We start from the raw sequence: 22,407 nt of genomic DNA, 5'->3' as shown, positions 1-22,407 counted from the left end.
CAAAAATCGTGTTTTTTCGAATATGAAATACATAATCTGTGCAAAATCCAATAATATATTTCACCAATATGACGTTGTTTTGGGTAATGTGATGATTATAAGCTCTTTATTTTGCTGTTGGCAAATTATACTGTAAACCCATGTTGTAAAGCGTAAAGGCCCATCTGTCAGCCACTTCATCAATTTGCATCGATATTGGTTTCCCTGCTCCATGGCCGGCTTTGGTTTCGATGCGTATCACTACCGGATTGGTCCCACTGTAGCTTTCCTGCAGCGCGGCAATGTACTTAAACGAGTGTGCCGGCACTACACGGTCGTCATGGTCGGCAGTTGTTACCATAGTTGCAGGATAGATGTTGCCTTGCGGAATGTTATGCAGCGGCGAATAGGCATAAAGATATTTGAACATCTCTTCGCTGTCGTCGCTGCGGCCATAGTCGCCGGCCCAAGCCCAACCAATGGTGAAATACTGATAGCGTAACATATCCATCACGCCTACAGCAGGAAGTGCCACGCGGAATAATTCCGGGCGCTGGTTGGCCACTGCTCCTACAAGCAGACCGCCATTGCTGCCACCCATTATGGCCAGTTTGGTGCTGTTTGTATATCCTGATTTGATGAGATATTCTGCGGCAAGTATAAAGTCATCGAACACACGCTGTTTGTTTTTGCGTATGCCGGCGCGATACCACGATTCTCCGTACTCTCCACCACCACGTATATGGGCACTTATATAGATGCCGCCATTCTCGAGCCATGGAATGAGTCTTGCATCGAACCTCGGCATCTGCACCACATTGAAGCCGCCATAACCGTATAGCAAAGCCGGATTGTTGCCATCAAGCACCATCCCTTTTTTGTGTACAATAAACAAAGGAACCTGGGCTCCATCCTGCGCTTCCACAAAAACTCTTTTGGTTTCAAATGAATCAGAATCAAATTCAACATCCGGTTCAAATTCAACCGACAAGGCACGACTTTTTAGTTCGTATGCATACACTTTGTCGGGCAGAGTGTAGGAGGCAAAGTTAAAGTATATCTTGTCGTCATCGGTGAAAGTTTCCAATCCTGACACGGTTCCTGAGTCTGTTAGTTCAACATCAAACAGGTGTGTGCCTTTTTTGTCAAACACTTTTAGCTTCGATTCTACATCAACAATATAATGGGCAATGATAAAATTGGCTGTAGTGTTCACTGCGCTCAGCACATCCCCGGTTTCAGGAATGATTTCTGTCCAGTTTTCAACTGCCGCATTTCGCGGATTGATTGCCATGAGCCTGTAGCGGGGCGCTTCATTATTGGTAAGCACCCAAATCTGGTTGTTGACGGTGGCAACGTAGCTGTTGCTGGTAGTGAAATCATTGTCAGCTTCAATCCATTTACCTGAAGATTTGAGGTCTTTTATGGCAAGCGTATTTCCCTGCGTGGATTGACGGGTTGACAGCAGAAGGTAGCGGTTTGTTTCATCGGTTTGAGCCGAAAAGTTACGCTGTGGGAATTTAGGGTCTTCGAAAACCAATCTGTTTTCGCTTTGAGATTGTCCCAACTTGTGATAGAACACTTTTTGGTTTTCGTTACTGGCCGACAGTTCGCTGCCTGTCATGGGTTCATCGTAGCGGTTGTAGTAAAAACCCTCTTCGTCCCATGAAAGTCCCGAAAATTTTATCCATTTAAGGTGGTCATTTAAGTCGATGCCGGTGGCCACCTCTCTTATAAATACTTCGCGCCAGTCTGAGCCGCCTTTGCTTATGGCATAGGCTACATATTTGCCATCGTTTGAGATGGAGGTAGCAGCCAGTGAAGTTGTGCCATCTTCTGAAAAGAGGTTGGGATTAATGAGTACACGTTCGATGCCGTCCTTTATGTTTTTCGCATAAAACACCGCATGGTTGTTAACTCCATCATGGCGGCTGTAGAAGATGTAATCACCTTTTAGTTTAGGCGCATTCTGACGTGTGTAAGACCACACATCGGCGAGGCGTTTTTTTATGTCATCGCGAAAGGGGATACTGTTCAGAAAGCTGTTAGTCACGTTGTTCTGCGCATTTACCCAAGCTTTGGTTTCGGCAGCCATGTCATCCTCAAGCCAGCGGTATGGATCGGCAACGGCATGGCCAAAATAAAAGTCAACCGTATCTACTTTGGTGGTAATTGGATAAGAGAATGTTGGGTTTACCTTTTGTTTGCAGGCTGAGGTAAATACTACCAACATTAAAATCAGAAAAAAAGGCGTGTAAAGAATCTTCATTTTTATAGATGATATATTATTTATTGTTTATTGGCTGATTGTTTTGTTTAAAACAGCTTGCCGGTTTTTCGAAGATTGTTTTCTTTCAGCTTACCCAACACCCAACCAACCATCATGCCGATAGCTGCCCCCGACATCAACGTTCCGGGCAACTCTGTTGATGCCAGTGTCAGATGCAAAACATAAGCAATTCCTATGCCGAAAATAAGGCCTGCCACAATCATTTTTGAAAGGTTAAGTCCTTTGGGCACAATGCCGTGAGCCGATGAGAGGTGTTTCATGGTTTGAGAAAGTTCCTTTTGGAAAATTCCGGCTTCTGGCGTGTCATTTTTTATCCATTGTGCGGCATCGTCCAACATTGGCTGCAAGGTGCTAAACCGCGAACTACAGTGTGTGCACTCACCCTTCTGCTTATCAATGGTGAACATCAACCGGGGTAGTATTTGCAGGTTATAGTATCTGGCTGCTTCACGCGGAGTTCCGCGGAATTTGATTTCCAGATCACTGTACCAATCTGCCAATGTTTTTTTATCCTCTTTCACTTGAAAATGCGACTAATGTAAATGTGTTGTGTTTTTCCCCACTTTTTTCAATCCTTTTTGGATAGAAACTGGGGAGTTTTGGTTCAGAAAGTTTATTCGTCCCGAAAATAGTTTAATTATTTAAGAAAAACCAGAAAGTGCAGATAATAGGTGTATGCAAATGCTGTTGAATATGGCCATTAGAGGTTTTGTCGTAAAAAAAACGCCTGTTGAAAAAATCAGCAGGCGTTTTTATGGGGGTGTTTAATGTACTTCTATTTTTCAGTCTGGTCGTTCCCGGGACGTGGAAGCAACACTTTTCTTGAAAGTTTTAGTTTGCCAGATTTGGCATCCACTTCTATAAGTTTCACCTCAACTTCCTGACCCTCTTTCAGCACGTCTTCGGTTTTTTCAACACGCTTCCAGTCGATTTCAGAAATATGAAGCAGACCATCTTTACCGGGCAAAATCTCGATAAATGCGCCAAATGGCATGATCGATTTTACTTTGCCTTTGTAAACTTTGCCCAGTTCGGGAACTGCAACAATGGCGTTTACCCTTGCAAGGGCTTTGTCGATGGCTTCTTTGTTATCAGCAGCAATGTCAACATTTCCAAAAGGCCCTTCTTCGGTCACGGTGATGATGGTGCCGGTAGTAGCCTGAATTTCCTGAATGATTTTTCCGCCAGGGCCAATGATGGCGCCAATCATCTCTTTGGGGATACGAACGGTTACGATGCGCGGTGCATGTGGTTTGTAATCCTCACGAGGTTCGCTAATGGTTTCGGTGATTTTTCCGAGGATATGCAAACGACCGGCTTTTGCCTGGTTGAGTGCTTTTTCCAGAATTTCATAAGAAAGTCCATCAACTTTAATGTCCATCTGTGTGGCGGTGATACCTTTTTCGGTACCGGTTACTTTGAAGTCCATGTCGCCAAGGTGATCCTCGTCGCCAAGTATGTCTGAAAGCACCACAAATTTATCCGATTTTGTGTCGGTGATAAGTCCCATGGCGATACCTGAAACAGGACGTTTGATTTTCACCCCTGCATCCATAAGAGCCAAAGTTCCGGCGCATACAGTGGCCATTGATGATGAGCCGTTTGACTCAAGAATATCAGAAACGATACGGATTACATAGGGATTTTCCTCAGGCATCATTGGCTTAAGCGCACGCAATGCAAGGTTTCCGTGACCCACTTCCCTGCGACCTACGCCTCTGTAAGGTTTTGCTTCGTTGGTAGAGAACGGGGGGAAGTTGTAGTGCAATAAAAAGCGGTCGGTGGTTCTGTTAAGCACGTCGTCCACCAGTTTCTCGTCCATTTTTGTGCCGAGGGTTACTGTGGTGATGCTCTGGGTTTCGCCACGGGTAAATACTGCCGAACCGTGTGGGCCTGGCAGGTAGTCAATCTCGCTCCAGATGGGGCGGATTTCGTCCATTTTACGACCATCCAGACGAATTGCATCATCAAGCATCAATCTGCGCACGGCTTCTTTCTCCACATCGTGATAGTAGCGTTTGATGAGTTCCATTGGGATTTCACTTTCGTCAACGTCGGAATAGTTGGCTGCTACAAAGTCTTTGAGAACCTGCGCAAAGTCGTTGATACGCTCGTGTTTGTTTGGGTTGGCTTTTTTAGCTACGGTGTATGCTTTTTCGTAGGTTTCTTTCCATACTTTTTCGCGAAGTTCTTCGTCATTGGTTTCATGACAATATTCGCGTTTTTTTAATTTGCCTACCATTTCAGCCAGTTCCATCTGTGCTTTACACTGAACTTTAATGGCTTCATGGGCCAGCTTCATGGCTTCCAGAAGTTCCGCTTCGGATACTTCTTTCATTTCGCCCTCTACCATCAATATATTGTCGTATGATGCAGCAACAATGATGTCCATGTCGGCATCGGCAATTTGTGAAACGGTGGGGTTAACCATCAGTTTGCCGTTGATACGGGCTACACGAACTTCAGAGATGGGGCCGTTAAACGGTATATCAGAAACAGCAAGCGCAGCAGATGCAGCCAAACCGGCCAATGCATCGGGAGTACTTTCTTTATCAGCAGAGAGGAGTGTTATGGTAACAAAAGTATCGGCATGGTAATCCTCGGGGAAAAGTGGACGCAGAGCTCTGTCAACAAGACGTGAAATCAGGATTTCGTAATCAGAGGCACGCGCTTCTCTTTTTTGAAAGCCGCCGGGGAAACGACCGATAGCGGAAAATTTTTCTTTGTATTCAACCGACAAGGGCATAAAGTCGGTACCGGGTTTGGCGTCCTGCGCAGAAACTACAGTGGCCAGCAGGTAAGTATTACCCATTCTTAACATTACTGAACCGTCGGCCTGTTTGGCCAGTTTGCCGGTTTCGAGTACGATTGATCTTCCATCGCCAAGATCAATCACTTTTTCAATTGGCTTAATCATAATTTTCTTAACATTTTTATCGGCGCAAAGATAGTTAATATATGTGTACAATTATTTTTTTTGAATGATTAATGATATTAATTGATTGTTAGTTTTTTTGATGGCTATCAGGGCTTTTTTAGCAATTATTGAATGGCAATCCTCACATTTATCATGTGGGGAACTCAATATTTGGTTTTATTATAGTCTGCCTTGAAAAAACAAAAGAGGCAATTCCTCTGCGGAACTGCCTCTAAAAATTAGCTTTGGAATGATTATTTACGGATACCAAGTTCCTTAATAATCGCCCTGTACCTTTCAATGTCCTTGTTTTTAAGGTAATCGAGCAAGCGACGACGCTTACCTACCATTCTAACCAAGGCGTGTTCTGTGCTATAATCTTTTTTGTTTGACTTGAGGTGACCAGTCAAATGCTGAATACGGTGAGAAAATAATGCAATCTGGCTCTCGGGAGAACCAGTATCAGTATTAGACTTTCCGAACTTAGCAAAGATTTCTTTTTTTACTTCCTGATTCAAATACATAATATAATGTGTCTAATTATTTGAGCCGCAAATTTATTACTATTTGTCGGAATATACAAACAATGTGCTTCCCTAAGATGAAAAAATGTTTGCCGCATGCTCAAATTGAGGTTTCCTAAACATCGTAATTAGTCACTACTATCTCGTTGATGGTGCCACGCTTACTGGGATTGGAGTTTATCATTCTTTTTGCCGGAACCCTACGGATGTTATACCCTTTGTATAAATCATCAAAAAAGTGATCGTTCGGATCGTGATTTTTGGGGTCTGAATTACTCAACATTAGGAAGACATTTTTTTTGTCTAGTTTTTTAAAAGTATGAGCAAGCCTCGCCTGATCTGCATCTTCAAAACCATTTTTGCTGTAGGCTTTAAATGCTGATGTTTTACTAATAGCCCGGTATGGGGGATCAAAGTAAACAAACGCATCAGTTATTTCTATGAAAATCGGATATTGCGAACGATTTACTATCGGCCGACATCAACGCGCAAGTGTGACAGAAATATTTATACAACCTTATAAATTTCAATGCTCAATGCGTGATCTTTAGGTACTGGCGTTCTATTCTTCGATTTGGTTCATAATCCAATTTATCCAACCTACAATTGTCGATGCTCGTCTAAAATATGTTGATGTCGAATTTATATTATAAAGATTTGATTTTAGCATAATGTGAACAATTTCATCTCTGTCAGGCATTTCTCCATTGTCGAGTAAGGATTTTAATGTTAGTTTAAATACAGAATGTGATACAATTAGTCTTATAAATTCTTTTTGTCTGTCAAACAAACTCAAGGTAAAAACTTCTTTCCCTAAATCGGTTAAGTAACAACCAATTTGTTTTGAAACAGGGTCTTTACCAATTTCCATCAAGCCGAGATATTTACCAGCATTGGAGTAGTAGTCTGTTTGTCTAGCATCAAAATCATAGTTTTCAGTAATTTCTTCTTTGGTTATAAAATCACGTTGACTTAATAATTCACATAAATTCACAACTCTTTCAAAACTGTCGGCTTGTGGAAACGGAGTTTTAGGCTCATTAACCTTCTTTGTCTTGTCAATGATCTCTGTAAGTATCTCCAAATTGAAACAGCCTTCTTGTATTAAATATTTTTTGTGCTTAACTAAAACTATAGAGTTATAATGGTTTATGTTAGCAAATGAATACTCACGCAAATGGAATACGCCGTTTGAATAAGTTAGAAATATGGGACGAACTTGTTTGTGAATTCTATTGATCCAAAGTTTATAAGGATAATAAATTTGTCTTACGAGAAAATCAGATGAAATGTAATTTTTAGCTTCAATTAGATTTAAAGAATAATCCCCTTCATAACCTCCATCAATTTCGACTTGAGAATTTTCAACATTTACTGTGAATGCCCCTTTAGCTGAATTAATGTCAAATGAAAAAGTAGAAGAACTCATTCTGCCACTAACAGTAGGTAGTAGATTGTCTTCTTCAGTGAAATCGTGCAAAATTTTAGCAACAAATGCGCAGTTTATTGCTGTTGATTCGCTTGTTATGTCTCTGTAATCTAGACTCTCTAAGAATGTAGGAAATTCAATTGGAGTAACTTGAATCTCATCATTGTTAAAATCACAAAATGTTTCAAAAGTTCCAATTACATAGCCACCTCTTGAAGTAGGTAGGATTGATAGATTGTTTTCAACGAATAATTTAGGTAATTGCGATTTATGGTCGAATTTTGTCATTAATCTTGCTTCGCGGAATTTATTAATTTCCGTAGCTGTAATTTCAAAATGACCTTCTTTCAAAATTCTTTCAATGATTTTGTGCTTATCAAAGATTGACTGCCAAGCTATATCGTTTTTTGAGTTACTCATAGTTCCTTATCAATACTTCGTCAATTTCACCTCTGTCGGAACCATTAGAATTAATTGCACGAGTGGCTTTTACAGTTGTAATTATGTATTTATCGTATTGGTCTTTAATAAATTGTGATGATGAATTTGACAATAAGAATTTTGTTCCTTTTTCGTTTAGAGTATCACATACTTCTCTTAGTCTAATTTGGTCAATCATATCCCATCCTCCTTGAACGTAGCCTGTAAAATTTGAATTTTCAGAAATAGGATGATAAGGTGGGTCTAAATAAACAAATGAATTTTCGTCTACTGCTTCTAGAACATCAGAATAGTCTCCACAATTAATTAAGGTATTGTTTTTGTTCAAAAACTTGTTTACAGCCTTTAAAGTAGGTTCGTTTACAATATTTGGATTTTTATATCGTCCAAATGGAGCGTTAAATTCTCCTGCATTATTAACTCTATATAATCCATTGAAACAGGTCTTGTTAAGATAAATTATTCTTGAGGCTCTTTGAACTTCAGATAAATTTAAAAACTCGTCTGTTCTGTCTAAACCTCTAATATGATAGAAATATTCTGAGGTGTTTTTGTGTCTTTTTAAATCGTAGATTAAATCGCTAAGGTTATTTTTGACAACATTGTATACGTTGACTAATTCTTTATTAAAGTCATTAATTACTGCGTTTTCGGGTTGTAAATGAAACAATACAGCACCTCCACCAATAAATGGTTCAAAATATCTTAGTTCTCGAATATTTTTTGGCAAATGCTCAATAATTTTCGGTAAAAGTTGTCTTTTCCCTCCAACCCACTTTAAAAACGGAGCAATTAGTTTATTTTTGTTGTTTTTTGCCATTTCTCAATCTAAGTATCACTGTATTTTAGTATGCGAATTTAATAAAATACTAAAGTCTTATCAACTTACCTTTGTTGTTTTTGTAGTAATTGTGCCTGTTGAGTTGACAAAATAAATATCAATCCAAGCCTCTCTCTGAACCGCACGTTGTAGTCTCCTAGCAGAAATCTTGTTGAATCAAAGTTTAAGCATATTTAAAACCATACAGCCAATATGCAAACAAAGAAATTCATTTTCTATACCATTATTTTGATTAACAGTTTTTCGCATTTTTTCTTAAATCTTATACTTATTTGCTTCTTATTTAATTAGTTACCAGTTGAGTAAGCTCAAAATCCTCTTATTGTAAATCCTAAGCTTTCCGTATTAAACCGACCGAACTCTTAATTTTGGATTTTATGTTTGGCATTGACCTTTAATTTTGAACCTGTCTACTAACCGATTTACCTCTGATTTATTTCTTTTTACAATTTTAAGTTATTCTTTCCTTCATATAGAATATTCATAGCTAATAATTAATTCCTTAGTAGGGTAGCTTATTAATGGTCTATTTGAAAGCTGAAATTAAGAACACGTAGCTTACAGTCTTAAATTTTACTTTCTTATTAGTCGTTTTGCAATACACTATTCAGATTTGGCTCGTCACAAATTGTTGGTTTTTTGTATTCTCCTGCCGGAGAGTTAAATTCACCTTTTGAGTTAACCCTATACAACCCATTGAAACAGGTTCTATTTAGAAATATCAGCGCAGCAGCTCTGTTTAACCACTTGTCTGGTTCTGTCAGCGCGTTAATATCAAATCGTGTTGAGTTGTATTCTGCTCTTTGTGCATAAAAAAAGACCTTACGCTTTTCATTATCTAGTTTTAAGTATTTTTTTTCAAGTCTGTGAAGTATTTCGATAAGATTGAATACGTTGTTTTGGATTGATTTGTAGGTGATTATTAGTTCCGGGTTGATGTCATACAGCATTGCGCTTTCGACATTGTATTTTTGCACAACATCAAAAAAACTGCACCACTACCCAGAAATGGCTCATAAAATGTTTTGATTTTATGCTCTTTAAGCTGTGGAGGATAAAGTTCCTGAAATTTAGGCAGCAGCTGTCCTTTCCCTCCGGCCCATTTTAAAAAGGGTTTAGCAGATATGGTCATGTTTTAAAATCCTTTTGTTTTGCATATCTGGTCTAACTCCTGCCATTTGCGGCCTTTGCTGAAACTGGCTGCGAACTCAGGTGGTTTCAGTTCAATGAGGGTTTGGTGCATTCCCAGACGTTTGATGCGTTTTTTAAGTATGGCAAACTGTTTGTTTTCTTCGGCAATCATACCTGCATATAGGATCGTAAAAAGAATCTCGATTTCGAGTGAGTCGGTAATATAAGCAGATGATAATTGGCGGATCAAATTTAAAACATAAGGGTCAATGTTTACGGAAGTGAGTGCGTAAAATTTCAGAAAATCGCCATATAATCTTTGATGTCCATGAATTTCACCGAGTTGTTGAAGTTTGGTGAAATATTGTCTGTCGGTAGGTGCATATTTGGTTTGTCCGGGGCGTTTCAGTAACACACACCAGCTGTCAAATGAGCCATTTTCAAATGTGATAACACTGCCATCATCAAAGGTTTGAATAGTGGTCATGGGTTAAGTGTTTTTAATGTTTTCCAGATAAATGTAGATAATTTCTTAAATTAAAGTTCATTTTTACCGATTTCTGATAAGGGTTTTTTGTTAACTTTTTGTCTTTTAAGCGTAGATTGGCCATCAGTTAAAGTTCGGCGCATGAATGCCAGTTTTATCAGAAGGTACTTATAGATGATTTTTGAATTTAAAGGAAATATGTATGAGACATTTTATTATCGCAATACTAATGCTATTGTATGGTTTTGCGCTTATCGGTCAAAACCGCGTGGTTAATGGATATGTGACCACACTTGGCAATTTGCATGTAGCCAATTTAAAGGTGAGTGCGCGCAATGCCGGTTCAGCCGTTTCCACTGATAGCACGGGCTTTTTTTTTATCGTAACAAATGAACGTGACGTGCTGGAATTTAGCAGCGATGTGTTTAAGAAGCGACGCGTGCGCATTAATAACCGATTGCCAGATACCCTGAAGGTTGCCATTGAGTTTGTTGACTCACCTGAAAATCGTCAGATTGCCGTGGGTTATGGTTATATGAACGAGAAGGATATCATCAATTCCATCTCTCAGATGGATCGCAAACGAAACGATTTTTGCCAGTATAGCAATGTGTTTGACTTGATTAGGGGTAGGTTGCCAGGTGTTCAGGTGGTGGGTGGAGGACGTGAGCCTGAAGTGATTATTCGCGGTATTGGTTCTATTACACTCTCTAGTTGTGCACTTTATGTGGTTGATGGTGTAGTTGTAAATACCATTGGACATATTAGTCCTTGTCAAATATCCTCAATTAGTGTTTTGAAGGACTCTTCTGCTTCGATGTACGGAAGCCGCGGCGCAAACGGTGTGGTGGTGATTGAGACCATCAAAGGGCCGCAGTAAAGCACTTCATCATTAGATAAAAATGAAACCACGGATATCACTAAAAATGGTGAAGTCCGTGGTTTCTCTCAAACAACTTAAGTTTATCAGGTTTTGTTACCAACCAATGGTTTCGTTGGTGGCTCCATTTACCAGAAGGATATCTTTGTCAGGATTGTTAAAATCGGTTTTTTGAATGTCGATATTTCCTGAACTTCTTCCTGATACAGCAAGTCCCGGCTCAGCCACGTTTTTGTTGAAATCAAAATCTTTGATTGTGATGTTGTTGCTGTTGAAAATGGTCAGTGCCGGACCGCTGTCTCTGATGATTTTCACATTCTTCAGTACAATACCCTCCGCATCAATGATTGAGAAGCCTTTGGGCGCCTGAAGGATGGCGTTTTCGAGCACCACATTTTCAAGTTTTAGTTCGGGCAATCCCATGAAGAGGGCGGCATTTCCAAATCCGTTGGCAACAATGTTTTTCACATGGATGTTGCGAAATAGCGGCGTCTCTTCGGTAACCGGCACTGACGGTGCATCGGATTCTATCAGTGATGTGCTGCTTTCGCCATTGTCGAGTACCGGCGCTTTGCCGCCATAAAACATGTTGAAACGGATGGGCTCGGTGGGGATGTCAATCATGTTAATGTTGGAGATGTAGATGTTTTCTACGATGCCACCGCGACCGCGCGTACTTTTAAAGCGAATGCCAATGTTGGTGCCCATGAAGGTGCAATCGGACACATGCACATTGCGCACGCCACCCGACATTTCGCTTCCTACCACAAAACCGCCATGTCCGTGGTACACCACGTTGTTTTTCACTATGACATTTTCTGTTGGGATGGCACGGTCACGACCTTCCTTGTCGCGTCCTGATTTGAAGCAGATGGCATCATCGCCTACATCAAAATTGTTGTTGTAGATGACCACGTTTTTGCACGATTCCAAATCGAGACCATCACCGTTTTGCGAATACCAGGGATTGCGCACCGTGAGATTGCGGATGGTTACATCCTGACACATCAGCGGGTGAATATTCCATGCCGGTGAGTTTTGAAAGGTAAGTCCATCCAGTAAAACACGCTGGCAGTTGATGAGACTCACCATTACCGGACGCAAAAAGTCTTTTATTTCGAGGAACTCTTCGTAGGTTTCGAGCTGGGGGAGGTTGTTGCGGTTGCTGATGATGTAGCCACGTGCGGCCTGCTCAGTAGGCCACCAGTAGGAGTCATTGTCTTCGAGTGTGCCACCGGATTTCACAAGGTTTCTCCATTGGTTGGCAGTCATTTTGCCGCGTTTTACAGGTCGCCAGGCTTGTCCGTTGCCATCAAACACGCCATTTCCGGTGAAGGCGATGTTTTCCAGGTCGCGACCGCTGATTGGCGACTGGCAGCGCCAGGTCATGATGCCTTCAAATGAGCTCTCCACTAACGGATAAAGGTCGAAGTTGTCGCTGAAGCGCACCATCGCGCCATCTTCAAGGTGGATGTTGATGTTGCTTTTCATCACAATGGGGCCTGTCATCCAGATTCCGGCGGGCACAATCACGCGTCCACCACCTTTGGCCACCATCATGTCAATGGCTTTTGCAAATATTTCGGTGTTAAGTGTTTGTCCATCGGCCACGGCGCCTAAATCGGTAATGTTTATACTATTGTTTGGAAACACCGGCTCCTTCACTTTGGGCATGTCAAACTCAATGTTGTCATAAACCCATGAGTAATCGGGGCCTGCGTTTTTTGGCGAGTGACATGCCGTAAACAGCATCACTGCCAAGGTAGCTGACCATAGGGTCAGTTTTAGATTCTTGATATTTCTCTTCTTCATTTCCTTCTGCGCAAATTGTGATTAAATCGGTTAGTAAAATCAGGGAGCAGTGTTGATGTTGCTCCCCGATTATCTTGTCTTTATTGTTGAGTTGTTTTTTAGAGGATGTGATACGTTCTCTAAGTGTTTAAATTATCTCCCCCAACTTATATCTCCCTCTAATCATCTAATATCTAGCACTCTATTTTGTTTTAAGAACTCATCTCTTTTTCGAAAACCTGAAATAGTCGAAATCGGCAAATCCAGAGTCGTTGGTAGTTTGCAGACGGGTGCAGAAAACACCTACCTTGGCACCAATCCAATGACCTCTATCGGCTTTGAAGGCGGTATCCATTTTGGTAAATCTGCGTCCGTTGGTGCTGTAGCTGAATTCTACCATGCTATCGGCCGACACTGTGATTCTGAAATGCACGGTGTTGCTGTTTATTTTGGTGGCAAACGCTTCTGTTTCTGCATTTCCATTTCTGGCATTGTTGCAAATGTTGTAAACCAGATAGATGCCATCTTCACGGTCTTCCAGCGCCAGGGAGGCGTAGCTGTATCCCATCACAATAATGCCGGCTCTTTCGCCAGTCATCCGGTCGTTAGGCTTGAAAGTCATTTTGGTTTCTACAGTAAACTCATTGGAAGGGAATTTTTGCATAAGCAAATTGGGTACCTGATAGTAGCTCACAGCCTCTTCCGGAATGAGGTCAGAGAATAGTCTCAGCTGCTTTTTGCCCGGATTGATAAACGCCCATGTGTTTTTGGGGTTGGCATGCCATTGCCACTGTAGTCCAAGTTCGTAGTTGTCGAACTCGTCAGAATCGGGTGGGGTTGCTATGGGATGCGTTTTTCCCACGTTGGGTTTTCTGTAGGATGATACCGGTTCGCCGGTGCCTTTCCCTTCGCGGTCGATACCAATTACAGGCCAGCCATTTTTCCATGTCATGGGGTTTAGGTGCGTAACCCTGCCGTAGGTGAATTGGTCCTGGAAGTGAACAAACCAGTGTTCGCCCGATTCCAGTTCAACCCAGCCACCCTGGTGTGGCCCGTTGATGTTGGTGCTGCCCTGATGCATTACAATTCTGTGCTCATAAGGGCCGTACACATTTTTTGAACGCAATACCAGCTGCCATCCGTACGTTACGCCACCGGCAGGGGCAAAAATGTAATAATACCCGTTGTACTTATAGAATTTTGGCCCTTCCACAGTTTCGTGGTCATCGTGACCATCGAAAATTATTTTGCCCTCGTTGAGCATGTGTGTACCGCAGGGACTCATCTCAGCCGCTACCAAAATGCTTTTGATGCCAGCACGGCTTCCGGCGTAAGCATACACCAGATAGGCGCGGCCATCTTCATCCCAAAGTGGAGAGGGGTCGATAAGTCCTTTGCCTGCTTTCACGAGCACCGGTTTGCTCCATTTGGCAGCAGGGTCATCGGTTTTAACCATGTAGATGCCAAAATCGGGGTCGCCCCAGTAGATGTAGTATTCACCGTTGTGGAATCGCATGCTTGGCGCCCAAACGCCGGCACCATGCTGAACCTTGGAGTAGTGGTCGTAGGGTGGTTGACGCTCCAGTGCGTGGTTTATCAGTTGCCAGTTAACCAGGTCTTTTGAATGCAGAATGGGTAATCCGGGGATTACGTTGAAACTGGAAGCCGTCATGTAGAAATCCTCACCCACACGCACGAGGTCAGGGTCTGAGTAGTCGGCGTACAGAATCGGGTTTTTATAGGTTCCGTCGCCATTGTCAGCAACCCAAACGCTTGAAACAAACGGCTTTTGTGCCAGGAGCACTGCCGCCATTGAAAACAGGAACAGTAATGCTTTGATTTTTTTCATCTCAAAAAAATTTATATAGTTTGATATTCCATTTGCTTAATACTGCTGGTTAGATGCGTGACACTTTGCCTTATCGATTGTGAGGCATCGTTGCAATTAAATAGATGTCTAATCCTCTGTTCATCTAATGTCTAACCATCTGACATCTAATTATCTAACCATCTAACATCTATATGTCTATCTCAATTCAGCCATTTCGATTGATGCCAGAATAAACGGTCCCACACCTTTTGGGTCATTGTCGCGCACCGGCTCCGAAATATAGTATTCATAAGAGCCATCGCGGAAGGGGTTTCCGCCCAATCCTGCAACTTCGCAGCACGATTCCAGACTGATGGTGCCATCTGCATCTTCGCGAATCAGGTGGTCGAGAATGCCCTGATAGCCTTTTTTGCCGTATGCCAGGTATTTGTTGTCGAGATATCCCAATCTTACGCCCTTAAGCAGGAAATAGGTGAGCATGGCGGATGCGGTAGCCTCTTCGTAGTTGCCTTCGCGTCCGGGCTGCTCTGGCACTTGTGACCAGAGGCCGGTTTCGGGATTCTGATATTTGATAGCGCCTTCGGCCAGTTTATTGATGATGCGCACCATCTCTTTTAAATCGGGATGGTTGGTCGGAAACCATGAAGCTGCATCTACCAGTCCCATCGCAAACCAGCCGAGGCTGCGGCCCCAGAATCCGGGTGAGAGACCGGTTACCGGGTCGGCCCAGCGCTGCTCGCGCTTTTCGTCCCAGGCATGGTGGTACAATCCGGTGGCTTCGTCATACATGTTTTTATCCACCAGACTGAACTGGTGGGCCACATCGGCAAATATTTCCGGCTCATCAAAATAGTGTGCATACTGCGCCAGAAAAGGTGCGCCCATGTACAAGCCATCAAGCCACATCTGATAAGGATACACTTTTTTATGCCAGAAACCTCCTTCTGAGGTTCTTGGATGATGGCGCATCTGCTCACGCAGCTTTTCGATGCCCGCAAGCAAGTTTGGGTCACCCGTTACCTGATAGAGGTCAATCATGAATTTCCCAGGATTGATGCGGTCAATGTTGTAATCGGTAAGTTTATAGGTGAGGATTTCACCATTTTCGAGAATAAACTTATCGGCGAACTCCTGCACATAGTTCAGATAGATTTCATTTCCGGTTTTGCTGTAAAGTTCCATCATCGAAGTCATCATCAGACCGTGTGTGTATTCCCATTTTGGCGTTTTCCTGAAATCTATCATCCATGCTTCCGGGTTTCTTTGCATGTCAGACTGCGCCATTTTTTCGGCCCAGTAATATTTGTTTTCCTGACTACCGGAGCTGCAGGCTGAGACCAGTATCGCCAGAAATAGTGTGATGCTAACTGCTGTTCTGTTCATTTTTTATCCCGTTTTGAGGTTGTTGTTTAGTTAATAGATATCTACTCTGAAAATGAGCTAAAAATCCATTTCGGAATTTATCTTGATGCAATTTACGATGAACCAACAGAATCAATCGGCTACTAATTAACTAAAAATGTGTAGTAATAGGTTTTCTGCCTGCGATGTGTAAAAATTGGTCTATCATGGGGCACAAATTGATTTTTGAGTCGGGAATTGAACCCTATATGCTATCTTTATCGTTGTAGGTTAAAAGATTGCTGTTTTATAAAAGAGCATGAGATGATGCGAAAGCAGTGAGATTTTCGCTTTCATATCAGAGGTTTTGAGATGTTTATTGGGGATGGAAAGATGAATAGATATCTTCTTTGGCTAATCTGAGCTGTTTATCCATCTTAAATCTAATAATCTGACATCTATATTTTAAAAGAAACACATCACGCAGCAGGTAGAACTAGGTATGCAGATTTGTGATAAAATCAAGATGATAGTGGTGATGACACTGTTGTGGTTGTCGGTAGATGTTTTTGCAACCAACCGGCCGCACTATATCTGGACACGCTACACCACAGAGGATGGCTTGTCGCAAAATTCGGTTATGAGCATCCTTCAGGACCAGAAAGGCTACATGTGGTTTGCCACCTGGGATGGATTGAGCCGGTTTGACGGGTACGACTTTAAGTCTTATAAAATCAGACCCGGTGATAACATTCAACAAACCAGCAGTCGTATTGATTTCATTTCAGAAGATAAGTACGGTTTTATCTGGTTGCTGGCGTATGGGCGAAATGTGGTGCGGTTCGACCCGGTGTTTGAGGAGTTTTTGAACGTGCCCGATGAACCGGAAATTCATCACAACATCGTTCGTTTGGAATCACTTAATAAGGGCATCATTTGGTTGATAACAGAGAATGAAGGAGCGTATCGTGTCGAAACCGACTCGCTGACCAAGCATGTGACAACGCGTTACTTTTCGAGCAAAAATGGACTGATTGATGGGAATGTGGTGCGTAAGGTTTACGAAGATAACGTTGGCAATGAATGGTTGCTTACCAACAATGGCTTATTTGTTTTGGCGCATACCAATGAGCGACCGGCGGGTTATTTCAGTGAAACAGGTGATTTGGCAAACAACCGTCAGGGATTTTACAGCGTTTGTGAGATGGACAACGACATCTGGTTTGGTTCAATCCGAGGTCGTGTGTGGCGATACGTAAAACATGGCGGGCGATTCATCTTGCTTCAGGTGCCCACTACTTCCGAAATTACATCCATTCACCGGCTTGGCAATGGGGCGTATTTTCTGGCTACCATGGATGACGGTTTTTTTGTTTACAACAGCCAAACCGATTCATTCACCCATTTTAATCGCGGAGGGAAGTCGCATTTTGAGGGATATGAAACTTATGATACCTATCTGGATACGCATGGCGATGTCTGGATTCAGCAAAACTCTGGTTATCTCACACAATACAAGTCTGATACGCGCACAGTAGTTAATCATCGGGTGAGCAGCAGCACGATGGATGGCGTAGGTGGTCCCACATTTATGATTCATGAAGATGTGAACGGCATGTTGTGGATCCATCCGCATGGCGGGGGCGTGTATTATCTCGACAGGCAAGCAAATGTGTTACGCCCGTTTTTTGATTCGGAGGAGTTGCTTATGACCTTTTCTGACCGGCTGCACTCAATGTTTTCCGACCGGCAGGGCAACTTATGGATGTGTACCCGAGCCAAGGGGCTTGAGAAGTTTGTGTTTGTCGACCGGTCATTTGATTTTCTGATGCCCGTTGAGAATCCCATTATGATAAACGACAACGATGTACGTGCTGTCATGGAGGATTCGGGCAGCCGGCTGTGGGTGTCGACCAAGTCGGGCAAGTTGGCGCTGTTTAACAAAGCACGCCAACTGATTGGTTATTTCGGTGCCGATGGGCGGATTCATAAAAATATTCAGGTGTCGCATGCCAATGTGTATTGTGTGTTTGAAGACGATGATGGCATTGTCTGGCTTGGAACCAAAGGCGATGGGTTAATACGTGCTCAACCTTTTCAGCAAGGCGGAGAGCTGCGGTACCAACTTACCCGTTACAGGTACGACGAGGCTGATTTGTATAGCCTGAGTCACAACGAAGTGTACCATATTCACAAAGACGGGTCCGGACGCATGTGGCTTGCCACTTATGGTGGTGGAATAAATCTTGTGGAAACCGATGAACAGGGCCGGGTACGCTTTATTAACCATCGCAACCATCTGAATAATTATCCCATCAACAGCTGCTCGCGTGTGAGGTATATTGCATCTGATTTGCATAATAATATATGGGTGGGTACCAACAACGGGCTGGTGGTTTTCAACTCTGATTTTGTGGAGCCCGAGCGCATCAGTTTTAATTACTACACCTATAATCCCGGCGATTTAAGCTGCTTAAGCAACAATGATGTGCATAGCATTCTGGTTGTGCCCGGAGGTGATGTCTATATCGCCACTTTTGGCGGAGGATTGAATAAAGTGATTTCGTCGCCGGCTGACAAAGCGTATCGATTTAAATCCTACACCAAAGAACACGGCCTGCCTGCCGATGTGGTGCTGTCGATAACCGAAGGCGCCAACGGACATCTATGGATTGCCACCGAAAATGGTCTGAGCCGCTTCGATACCACTGCCGAAAGTTTCAGAAACTTCAGCAAGACCGATTTTGCGCAGGTTCTGAGCTTTTCCGAAGGGCCGGCCTTTAAAGACAGTGAAGGACGAATATGGATTGGAACCAATCGTGGTGTGCTCAATTTTCATCCCGACGCCATCAGCGAAAGCACCTTTGTGCCGCCCATTATCTTCACCGAATTCCGTTTGCTGAACAAGCGTATGCGACCCGGTCAGGGCAGCGTTTTGCAAAAGCACATCGATGCGGTGGAGCAAATCAGGTTAAAACACAATCAGAACATCCTCTCCTTTGGATTTGCTGCCCTCGATATGAAGTATCCCGAAGCGGTGCGATATGCTGTGATGCTCGATGGGTTTGACCGCGAATGGCAATATCTTGAGCATTACCGTTCTGTTAATTATACCAACCTTCCGGCTGGTGATTATACCTTAAGAGTGCGCTCAACCAACAGCGATGGTGTTTGGGTCGACAATGAGCGGCAATTGGTCATCTCCATATTACCTTCTTTTTGGGTTACCCCGATGGCTTATTTGCTCTACTTCATCATCTTCTTTGCCATTGGTGGACTTGCGGTTTATATCCTGTTTACAATCTATCGCCTGCGTCACCGCATTGTGGTGGACCAGCAGGTTACTGATATGAAGCTCGATTTTTTCACCAATATCTCACATGAGTTACGCACGCCGCTTACGCTGATTACTGCGCCACTCGAGCAGGTGCTTAATGATAAGTCGCTGCCGCATGCCGCGCGTGAATCTTTGGCGATGGTAGAGAAGAACAGCAAGCGCATGCTTCGTCTCATCAATCAGATACTTGATTTCGTGAAAATCAGCAACCGAAAAATGACAATGCGCGTGGGGAAAATATCTGTGGGACAATTTGTTTCAGATGTGATGGCGCATTTCAGGTTAACAGCTCAGGAGGGCAACATCCTGTTTACCCTCAACGACAAATCTGATGGTGCTTGCATCTGGGCCGATGCCGATAAGCTTGAGAAAATCATATTCAACCTGTTATCCAACGCTTTCAAGTACATAGATAACGGCCGGTTTGTGAAATTAGCCATTGATGCTACCGATGAAATGGTATCCATACGGGTGTCGGACAATGGCTCAGGCATTCCAGATGATAAAAGAAGCCTCTTGTTCGAACGCTTTGGCAAATCTCCGGCACGTAGCAGGCAGGGGATTCCAAGTTCAGGCATCGGGCTTTCATTGGTCAAGGAGTTCATGGATATGCACAATGGCCAAGTCTATCTGGAACAATCTGGAGTGAATGGAACCACCTTTGTGTTGCAATTCCATAAAGGATTGTCTCATTTTGGTGAGGATGTAGAGGTGCTTGATGCCTCTGATGAGGTAGCTAGCCCGGAGAAACCCACAGAACTGGTACTTCCACATTCTGATGCGGCTTTTGATGACGAAGCCGGGATTTCCGGACAGCCAGTTCTGTTGCTTGTGGAAGACAATGCTGAGGTGCGTCGTTTTGTTAAGAGTGTGCTCAAATCGGACTATACCGTGGTTGAAGCTGTGAATGGAGCCGAAGGTTTTGAAAAGGCACGTTCGGTTTTGCCCGACCTGATTATCTGTGACCTGATGATGCCCATAAAAGATGGCATGGAGATGCTTCACGATGTAAGGGCGTGTTTCGATACCTCGCATATTCCGTTTATCATCCTTACTGCCAATGCCAATGAGCAGAGTCTGTTAAGTGGTTTGCAAAAAGGTGCCGATGATTACCTTACCAAACCGTTTAGTCCTGCCCACCTCAAACTGCGCATCGAGAACCTTTTGGAGCAACGTCGCAAGTTGCAGGAGTTTTATCAGCAAAAAGGTGGCGACAACAAGTTTGAAGTAGCGCCTTCGGTGCCGGAGGTGACCTCTCACGACGAGAAGTTTATGACCGACCTTAAAGTGTTGATGGAGAAGAATATGGATAATAGCGCTTTGGTGGTGGATGATTTGGTAAGTGAGCTTGCCATGAGCCGCTCAGTGTTTTTTAAGAAGCTGAAAGCACTTACCGGATTGGCGCCCATTGAGTTTATTCGCGAAATGCGACTGAAACGTGCCGCTCAACTCATCGAAATAGGCGAGCATAACATGACCCAGATTGCATTTATGGTTGGCATGAACGATTCACGCTATTTCAGTAAATGCTTTAAACAGATGTATGGCGTAGCCCCTTCGGTTTATAAAAGCAGGTTTCATTAACACGAGGTTAAGCAGACTCTGAAAATTCTGGATTTCTGAAGTCGTCCGCGTGTTAGTTAGTGTATTTATTAAAAGAGATGGATAATTAATTCAAATAGTGATTTCGGTGGAGTTTGAATTGAAATGAACTTGTCGTTCTCATAGTAAAAGAACCGGCTTTGGCCTTCTGTTATAAACAGTGAACCAAAGCCGGCAATTTGTTGGTTTGTAAAGATAAAGTTCTACTTTTTTGTGTTGATAAACAGGTTGATATCCACCGAACTGCCCATCTTCAGATAACCTTCAGCATCAGGATGCAGCCCGTCATTTTGAAAGGTTGATACCAATTTGGCAGGGTCTTCGGGGCTTTGCATAACCTTGTCAAAGTCAATTACTGCATCGTACCATCCGCTGTTTCGAATCCAATCATTCACAGTTTCGCGGCATTTTTCGCTGTGTTCGTTATAGTACGAATTGCCCTTGAAAGGCAGAATGGTGGCTCCAAAAACTGTAATGTTCCTTTCACGAGCCTCTGAAATCATCTTTTTGTATGCTTCAATAAGTGCATCTGCTTTGTCGATGGCTGCCTGTTCGGTTCTCACGCCGCCTATGTCGTTTACGCCATGATAGATGATAGCCCATTTTGTCCCGGGTTGGTTGAGTATGTCACGTTCATACCGGCTCAAACCTGTGGGGCCCAGTCCGCCTGCCAGCACCGCGTTGCCTCCAATGCCCATGTTTAGCACACCAATTTGCTCGGTTTCACTGTTTTTAAGCAAGATTTCCGATAAAATGTCGGGCCATCTGTCCTGTTTGTCAGTGTTAGAACCCCGCCCATCGGTTATGGAATTACCCAGTATTGCAACATTGGCAGCACTCGCCGGAGCCAATACATCAATGCGATTGATATTGTACCAACGCTCTGCGGTGATGGCACCTGAAAAATCTGTCACCTGCGTATCGTTTCCAGGTATGATATACGATGTAGTTCTTGACCCGGGATGTCCGGTGACAGTTTCGGATGTTTCACCATAATAAATCGTGATGGCCACATCCATCCTTGGCTTCAGGTGAAACGCAACTGGGTCAGAAATAACTGTGCCTCCTGGTTCCATCGTCAAGTTTGATGCGCCATCAAAAGTAAGTTCCTTATTAGTGGATATGTCAATGGTGTGTCCGCCTGTAGAAGCGGCAATCTGAACCGAGTGAATGGTCACCGGCGATGTGCTGAACTCGTTGGAGAGCTTCAAACGTAAGGTGTCACCGCCTATTGAGACTCTCACCACCTGCCTCAGCGAGTTGTTGGTTAATCCGGGTGCCGGTGGCATGTTGTGTGGCTCAACCAGTTGAGGTGCTGTGGCCCATGTGCCAACCCAATGCTTGGTTGTGTTGGTTTGGGACGAAAGGTTACAGGCTCCTGTTAAGATGATAAATAGTAATGTTTTTAGAAGGAGCAGTGATTTAAAAAAAAAGCGTCTAAGCATGTTGTATCTATTTAGTTTAGCTATTGCGAGGGTGAATGTTGTTTTGTTGTTGAATTTAAGTGTGTTGCTTATTCAGAAACATCTGAATCTTTAATGGACATTTACAAATATAACGGTTTCACCTTCTGTATTAGATACTTT

At 43.1% G+C, this 22,407-nt stretch carries 15 protein-coding genes and 1 pseudogene; 2 read left to right on the top strand and 14 right to left on the bottom strand.

What is annotated here, in order from left to right; genetic code table 11:
• Positions 1–106 precede the first annotated feature (106 nt).
• From ALKIM_RS0104380 to ALKIM_RS0104335, 10 genes and pseudogenes are all read right to left on the bottom strand, one after another.
• Positions 107–2,248, bottom strand: a complete 2,142-nt coding sequence (locus tag ALKIM_RS0104380) for a prolyl oligopeptidase family serine peptidase (protein ID WP_026473579.1) — start codon at positions 2,246–2,248, stop codon at positions 107–109.
• A 47-nt stretch (positions 2,249–2,295) separates the two neighbouring features.
• Positions 2,296–2,790: a hypothetical protein gene (locus ALKIM_RS0104375; RefSeq protein ID WP_026473578.1), complete on the bottom strand. Its 495-nt coding sequence runs from the start codon at positions 2,788–2,790 to the stop codon at positions 2,296–2,298.
• Positions 2,791–3,044: 254 nt separating this feature from the next.
• Entirely contained in the window at positions 3,045–5,186 is a 2,142-nt protein-coding gene (pnp, locus tag ALKIM_RS0104365; RefSeq protein ID WP_026473577.1) for a polyribonucleotide nucleotidyltransferase, read from the bottom strand.
• Between the two features lie 254 nt (positions 5,187–5,440).
• Positions 5,441–5,710, bottom strand: a complete 270-nt coding sequence (gene rpsO, locus ALKIM_RS0104360; protein WP_026473576.1) for a 30S ribosomal protein S15 — start codon at positions 5,708–5,710, stop codon at positions 5,441–5,443.
• Between the two features lie 115 nt (positions 5,711–5,825).
• Complete coding sequence (locus tag ALKIM_RS19525) at positions 5,826–6,146, bottom strand: DNA adenine methylase (RefSeq protein WP_262480544.1); 321 nt, start codon at positions 6,144–6,146, stop codon at positions 5,826–5,828.
• Between the two features lie 126 nt (positions 6,147–6,272).
• Positions 6,273–7,559 (bottom strand): type II restriction enzyme, encoded by a 1,287-nt coding sequence (locus ALKIM_RS0104350; RefSeq protein ID WP_026473575.1) that lies wholly within the window; start codon positions 7,557–7,559, stop codon positions 6,273–6,275.
• A complete protein-coding gene (locus tag ALKIM_RS0104345; RefSeq protein WP_026473574.1) occupies positions 7,552–8,400 on the bottom strand; it encodes a DNA adenine methylase in 849 nt (282 codons plus the stop codon). The genes ALKIM_RS0104350 and ALKIM_RS0104345 overlap by 8 nt, the downstream gene beginning before the upstream one ends.
• Positions 8,401–9,005: 605 nt before the next feature.
• A pseudogene (locus tag ALKIM_RS17605) lies at positions 9,006–9,404 on the bottom strand (DNA adenine methylase); the annotation flags it as partial.
• Entirely contained in the window at positions 9,344–9,553 is a 210-nt protein-coding gene (locus ALKIM_RS20360) for a DNA adenine methylase (RefSeq protein WP_052345365.1), read from the bottom strand. The pseudogene ALKIM_RS17605 and the gene ALKIM_RS20360, both read right to left, overlap by 61 nt.
• A gap of 3 nt (positions 9,554–9,556) precedes the next feature.
• Positions 9,557–10,039, bottom strand: a complete 483-nt coding sequence (locus tag ALKIM_RS0104335) for a DUF7004 family protein (protein ID WP_026473573.1) — start codon at positions 10,037–10,039, stop codon at positions 9,557–9,559.
• A gap of 202 nt (positions 10,040–10,241) precedes the next feature.
• Here ALKIM_RS0104335 and ALKIM_RS0104330 point away from each other — a divergent pair, with 202 nt between their 5' ends.
• Positions 10,242–10,919, top strand: coding sequence for a TonB-dependent receptor plug domain-containing protein (locus ALKIM_RS0104330; RefSeq protein WP_026473572.1), 678 nt, complete (start codon positions 10,242–10,244; stop codon positions 10,917–10,919).
• 96 nt (positions 10,920–11,015) lie between these two features.
• Here ALKIM_RS0104330 and ALKIM_RS17600 read toward each other — a convergent pair whose 3' ends face one another.
• The 3 genes from ALKIM_RS17600 to ALKIM_RS0104315 form a co-directional block, all read right to left on the bottom strand.
• The gene (locus tag ALKIM_RS17600) at positions 11,016–12,731 is read right to left on the bottom strand and encodes a glycoside hydrolase family 28 protein (RefSeq protein WP_052345359.1); all 1,716 of its coding nucleotides are present in this window, start codon (positions 12,729–12,731) and stop codon (positions 11,016–11,018) included.
• Between the two features lie 199 nt (positions 12,732–12,930).
• Positions 12,931–14,559, bottom strand: coding sequence for a glycoside hydrolase family 43 protein (locus tag ALKIM_RS0104320; protein ID WP_026473571.1), 1,629 nt, complete (start codon positions 14,557–14,559; stop codon positions 12,931–12,933).
• 177 nt (positions 14,560–14,736) lie between these two features.
• The gene (locus ALKIM_RS0104315) at positions 14,737–15,924 is read right to left on the bottom strand and encodes a glycoside hydrolase family 88/105 protein (protein WP_026473570.1); all 1,188 of its coding nucleotides are present in this window, start codon (positions 15,922–15,924) and stop codon (positions 14,737–14,739) included.
• A 496-nt stretch (positions 15,925–16,420) separates the two neighbouring features.
• Between ALKIM_RS0104315 and ALKIM_RS0104310 the strand changes: the two genes are divergently transcribed.
• Positions 16,421–20,803, top strand: a complete 4,383-nt coding sequence (locus tag ALKIM_RS0104310; RefSeq protein WP_235714375.1) for a hybrid sensor histidine kinase/response regulator transcription factor — start codon at positions 16,421–16,423, stop codon at positions 20,801–20,803.
• A 221-nt stretch (positions 20,804–21,024) separates the two neighbouring features.
• On the opposite strand, the gene ALKIM_RS0104305 is transcribed toward ALKIM_RS0104310, so the two are convergent.
• Positions 21,025–22,266, bottom strand: a complete 1,242-nt coding sequence (locus ALKIM_RS0104305; protein ID WP_044117739.1) for an SGNH/GDSL hydrolase family protein — start codon at positions 22,264–22,266, stop codon at positions 21,025–21,027.
• Positions 22,267–22,407: the final 141 nt, after the last annotated feature.

The organism is Alkaliflexus imshenetskii DSM 15055 (assembly GCF_000517065.1).
In the GTDB taxonomy this organism is placed as follows: Bacteria; Bacteroidota; Bacteroidia; order Bacteroidales; family Marinilabiliaceae; genus Alkaliflexus; species Alkaliflexus imshenetskii.
This window is presented reverse-complemented; position numbering and strand designations above follow the sequence as displayed.

Excerpts from the sequence above, each read along its gene's own strand:
- ALKIM_RS0104345 (WP_026473574.1), bottom strand. The coding sequence starts at position 8,400 with ATGGCAAAAAACAACAAAAATAAACTAATTGCTCCGTTTTTAAAGTGG.
- ALKIM_RS0104310 (WP_235714375.1), top strand. The coding sequence starts at position 16,421 with ATGACACTGTTGTGGTTGTCGGTAGATGTTTTTGCAACCAACCGGCCG.
- ALKIM_RS0104315 (WP_026473570.1), bottom strand. The coding sequence starts at position 15,924 with ATGAACAGAACAGCAGTTAGCATCACACTATTTCTGGCGATACTGGTC.
- pnp (WP_026473577.1), bottom strand. The coding sequence starts at position 5,186 with ATGATTAAGCCAATTGAAAAAGTGATTGATCTTGGCGATGGAAGATCA.
- ALKIM_RS0104335 (WP_026473573.1), bottom strand. The coding sequence starts at position 10,039 with ATGACCACTATTCAAACCTTTGATGATGGCAGTGTTATCACATTTGAA.
- ALKIM_RS0104350 (WP_026473575.1), bottom strand. The coding sequence starts at position 7,559 with ATGAGTAACTCAAAAAACGATATAGCTTGGCAGTCAATCTTTGATAAG.
- ALKIM_RS20360 (WP_052345365.1), bottom strand. The coding sequence starts at position 9,553 with ATGACCATATCTGCTAAACCCTTTTTAAAATGGGCCGGAGGGAAAGGA.
- ALKIM_RS17600 (WP_052345359.1), bottom strand. The coding sequence starts at position 12,731 with ATGAAGAAGAGAAATATCAAGAATCTAAAACTGACCCTATGGTCAGCT.
- rpsO (WP_026473576.1), bottom strand. The coding sequence starts at position 5,710 with ATGTATTTGAATCAGGAAGTAAAAAAAGAAATCTTTGCTAAGTTCGGA.
- ALKIM_RS0104330 (WP_026473572.1), top strand. The coding sequence starts at position 10,242 with ATGAGACATTTTATTATCGCAATACTAATGCTATTGTATGGTTTTGCG.
- ALKIM_RS0104380 (WP_026473579.1), bottom strand. The coding sequence starts at position 2,248 with ATGAAGATTCTTTACACGCCTTTTTTTCTGATTTTAATGTTGGTAGTA.
- ALKIM_RS0104305 (WP_044117739.1), bottom strand. The coding sequence starts at position 22,266 with ATGCTTAGACGCTTTTTTTTTAAATCACTGCTCCTTCTAAAAACATTA.
- ALKIM_RS0104320 (WP_026473571.1), bottom strand. The coding sequence starts at position 14,559 with ATGAAAAAAATCAAAGCATTACTGTTCCTGTTTTCAATGGCGGCAGTG.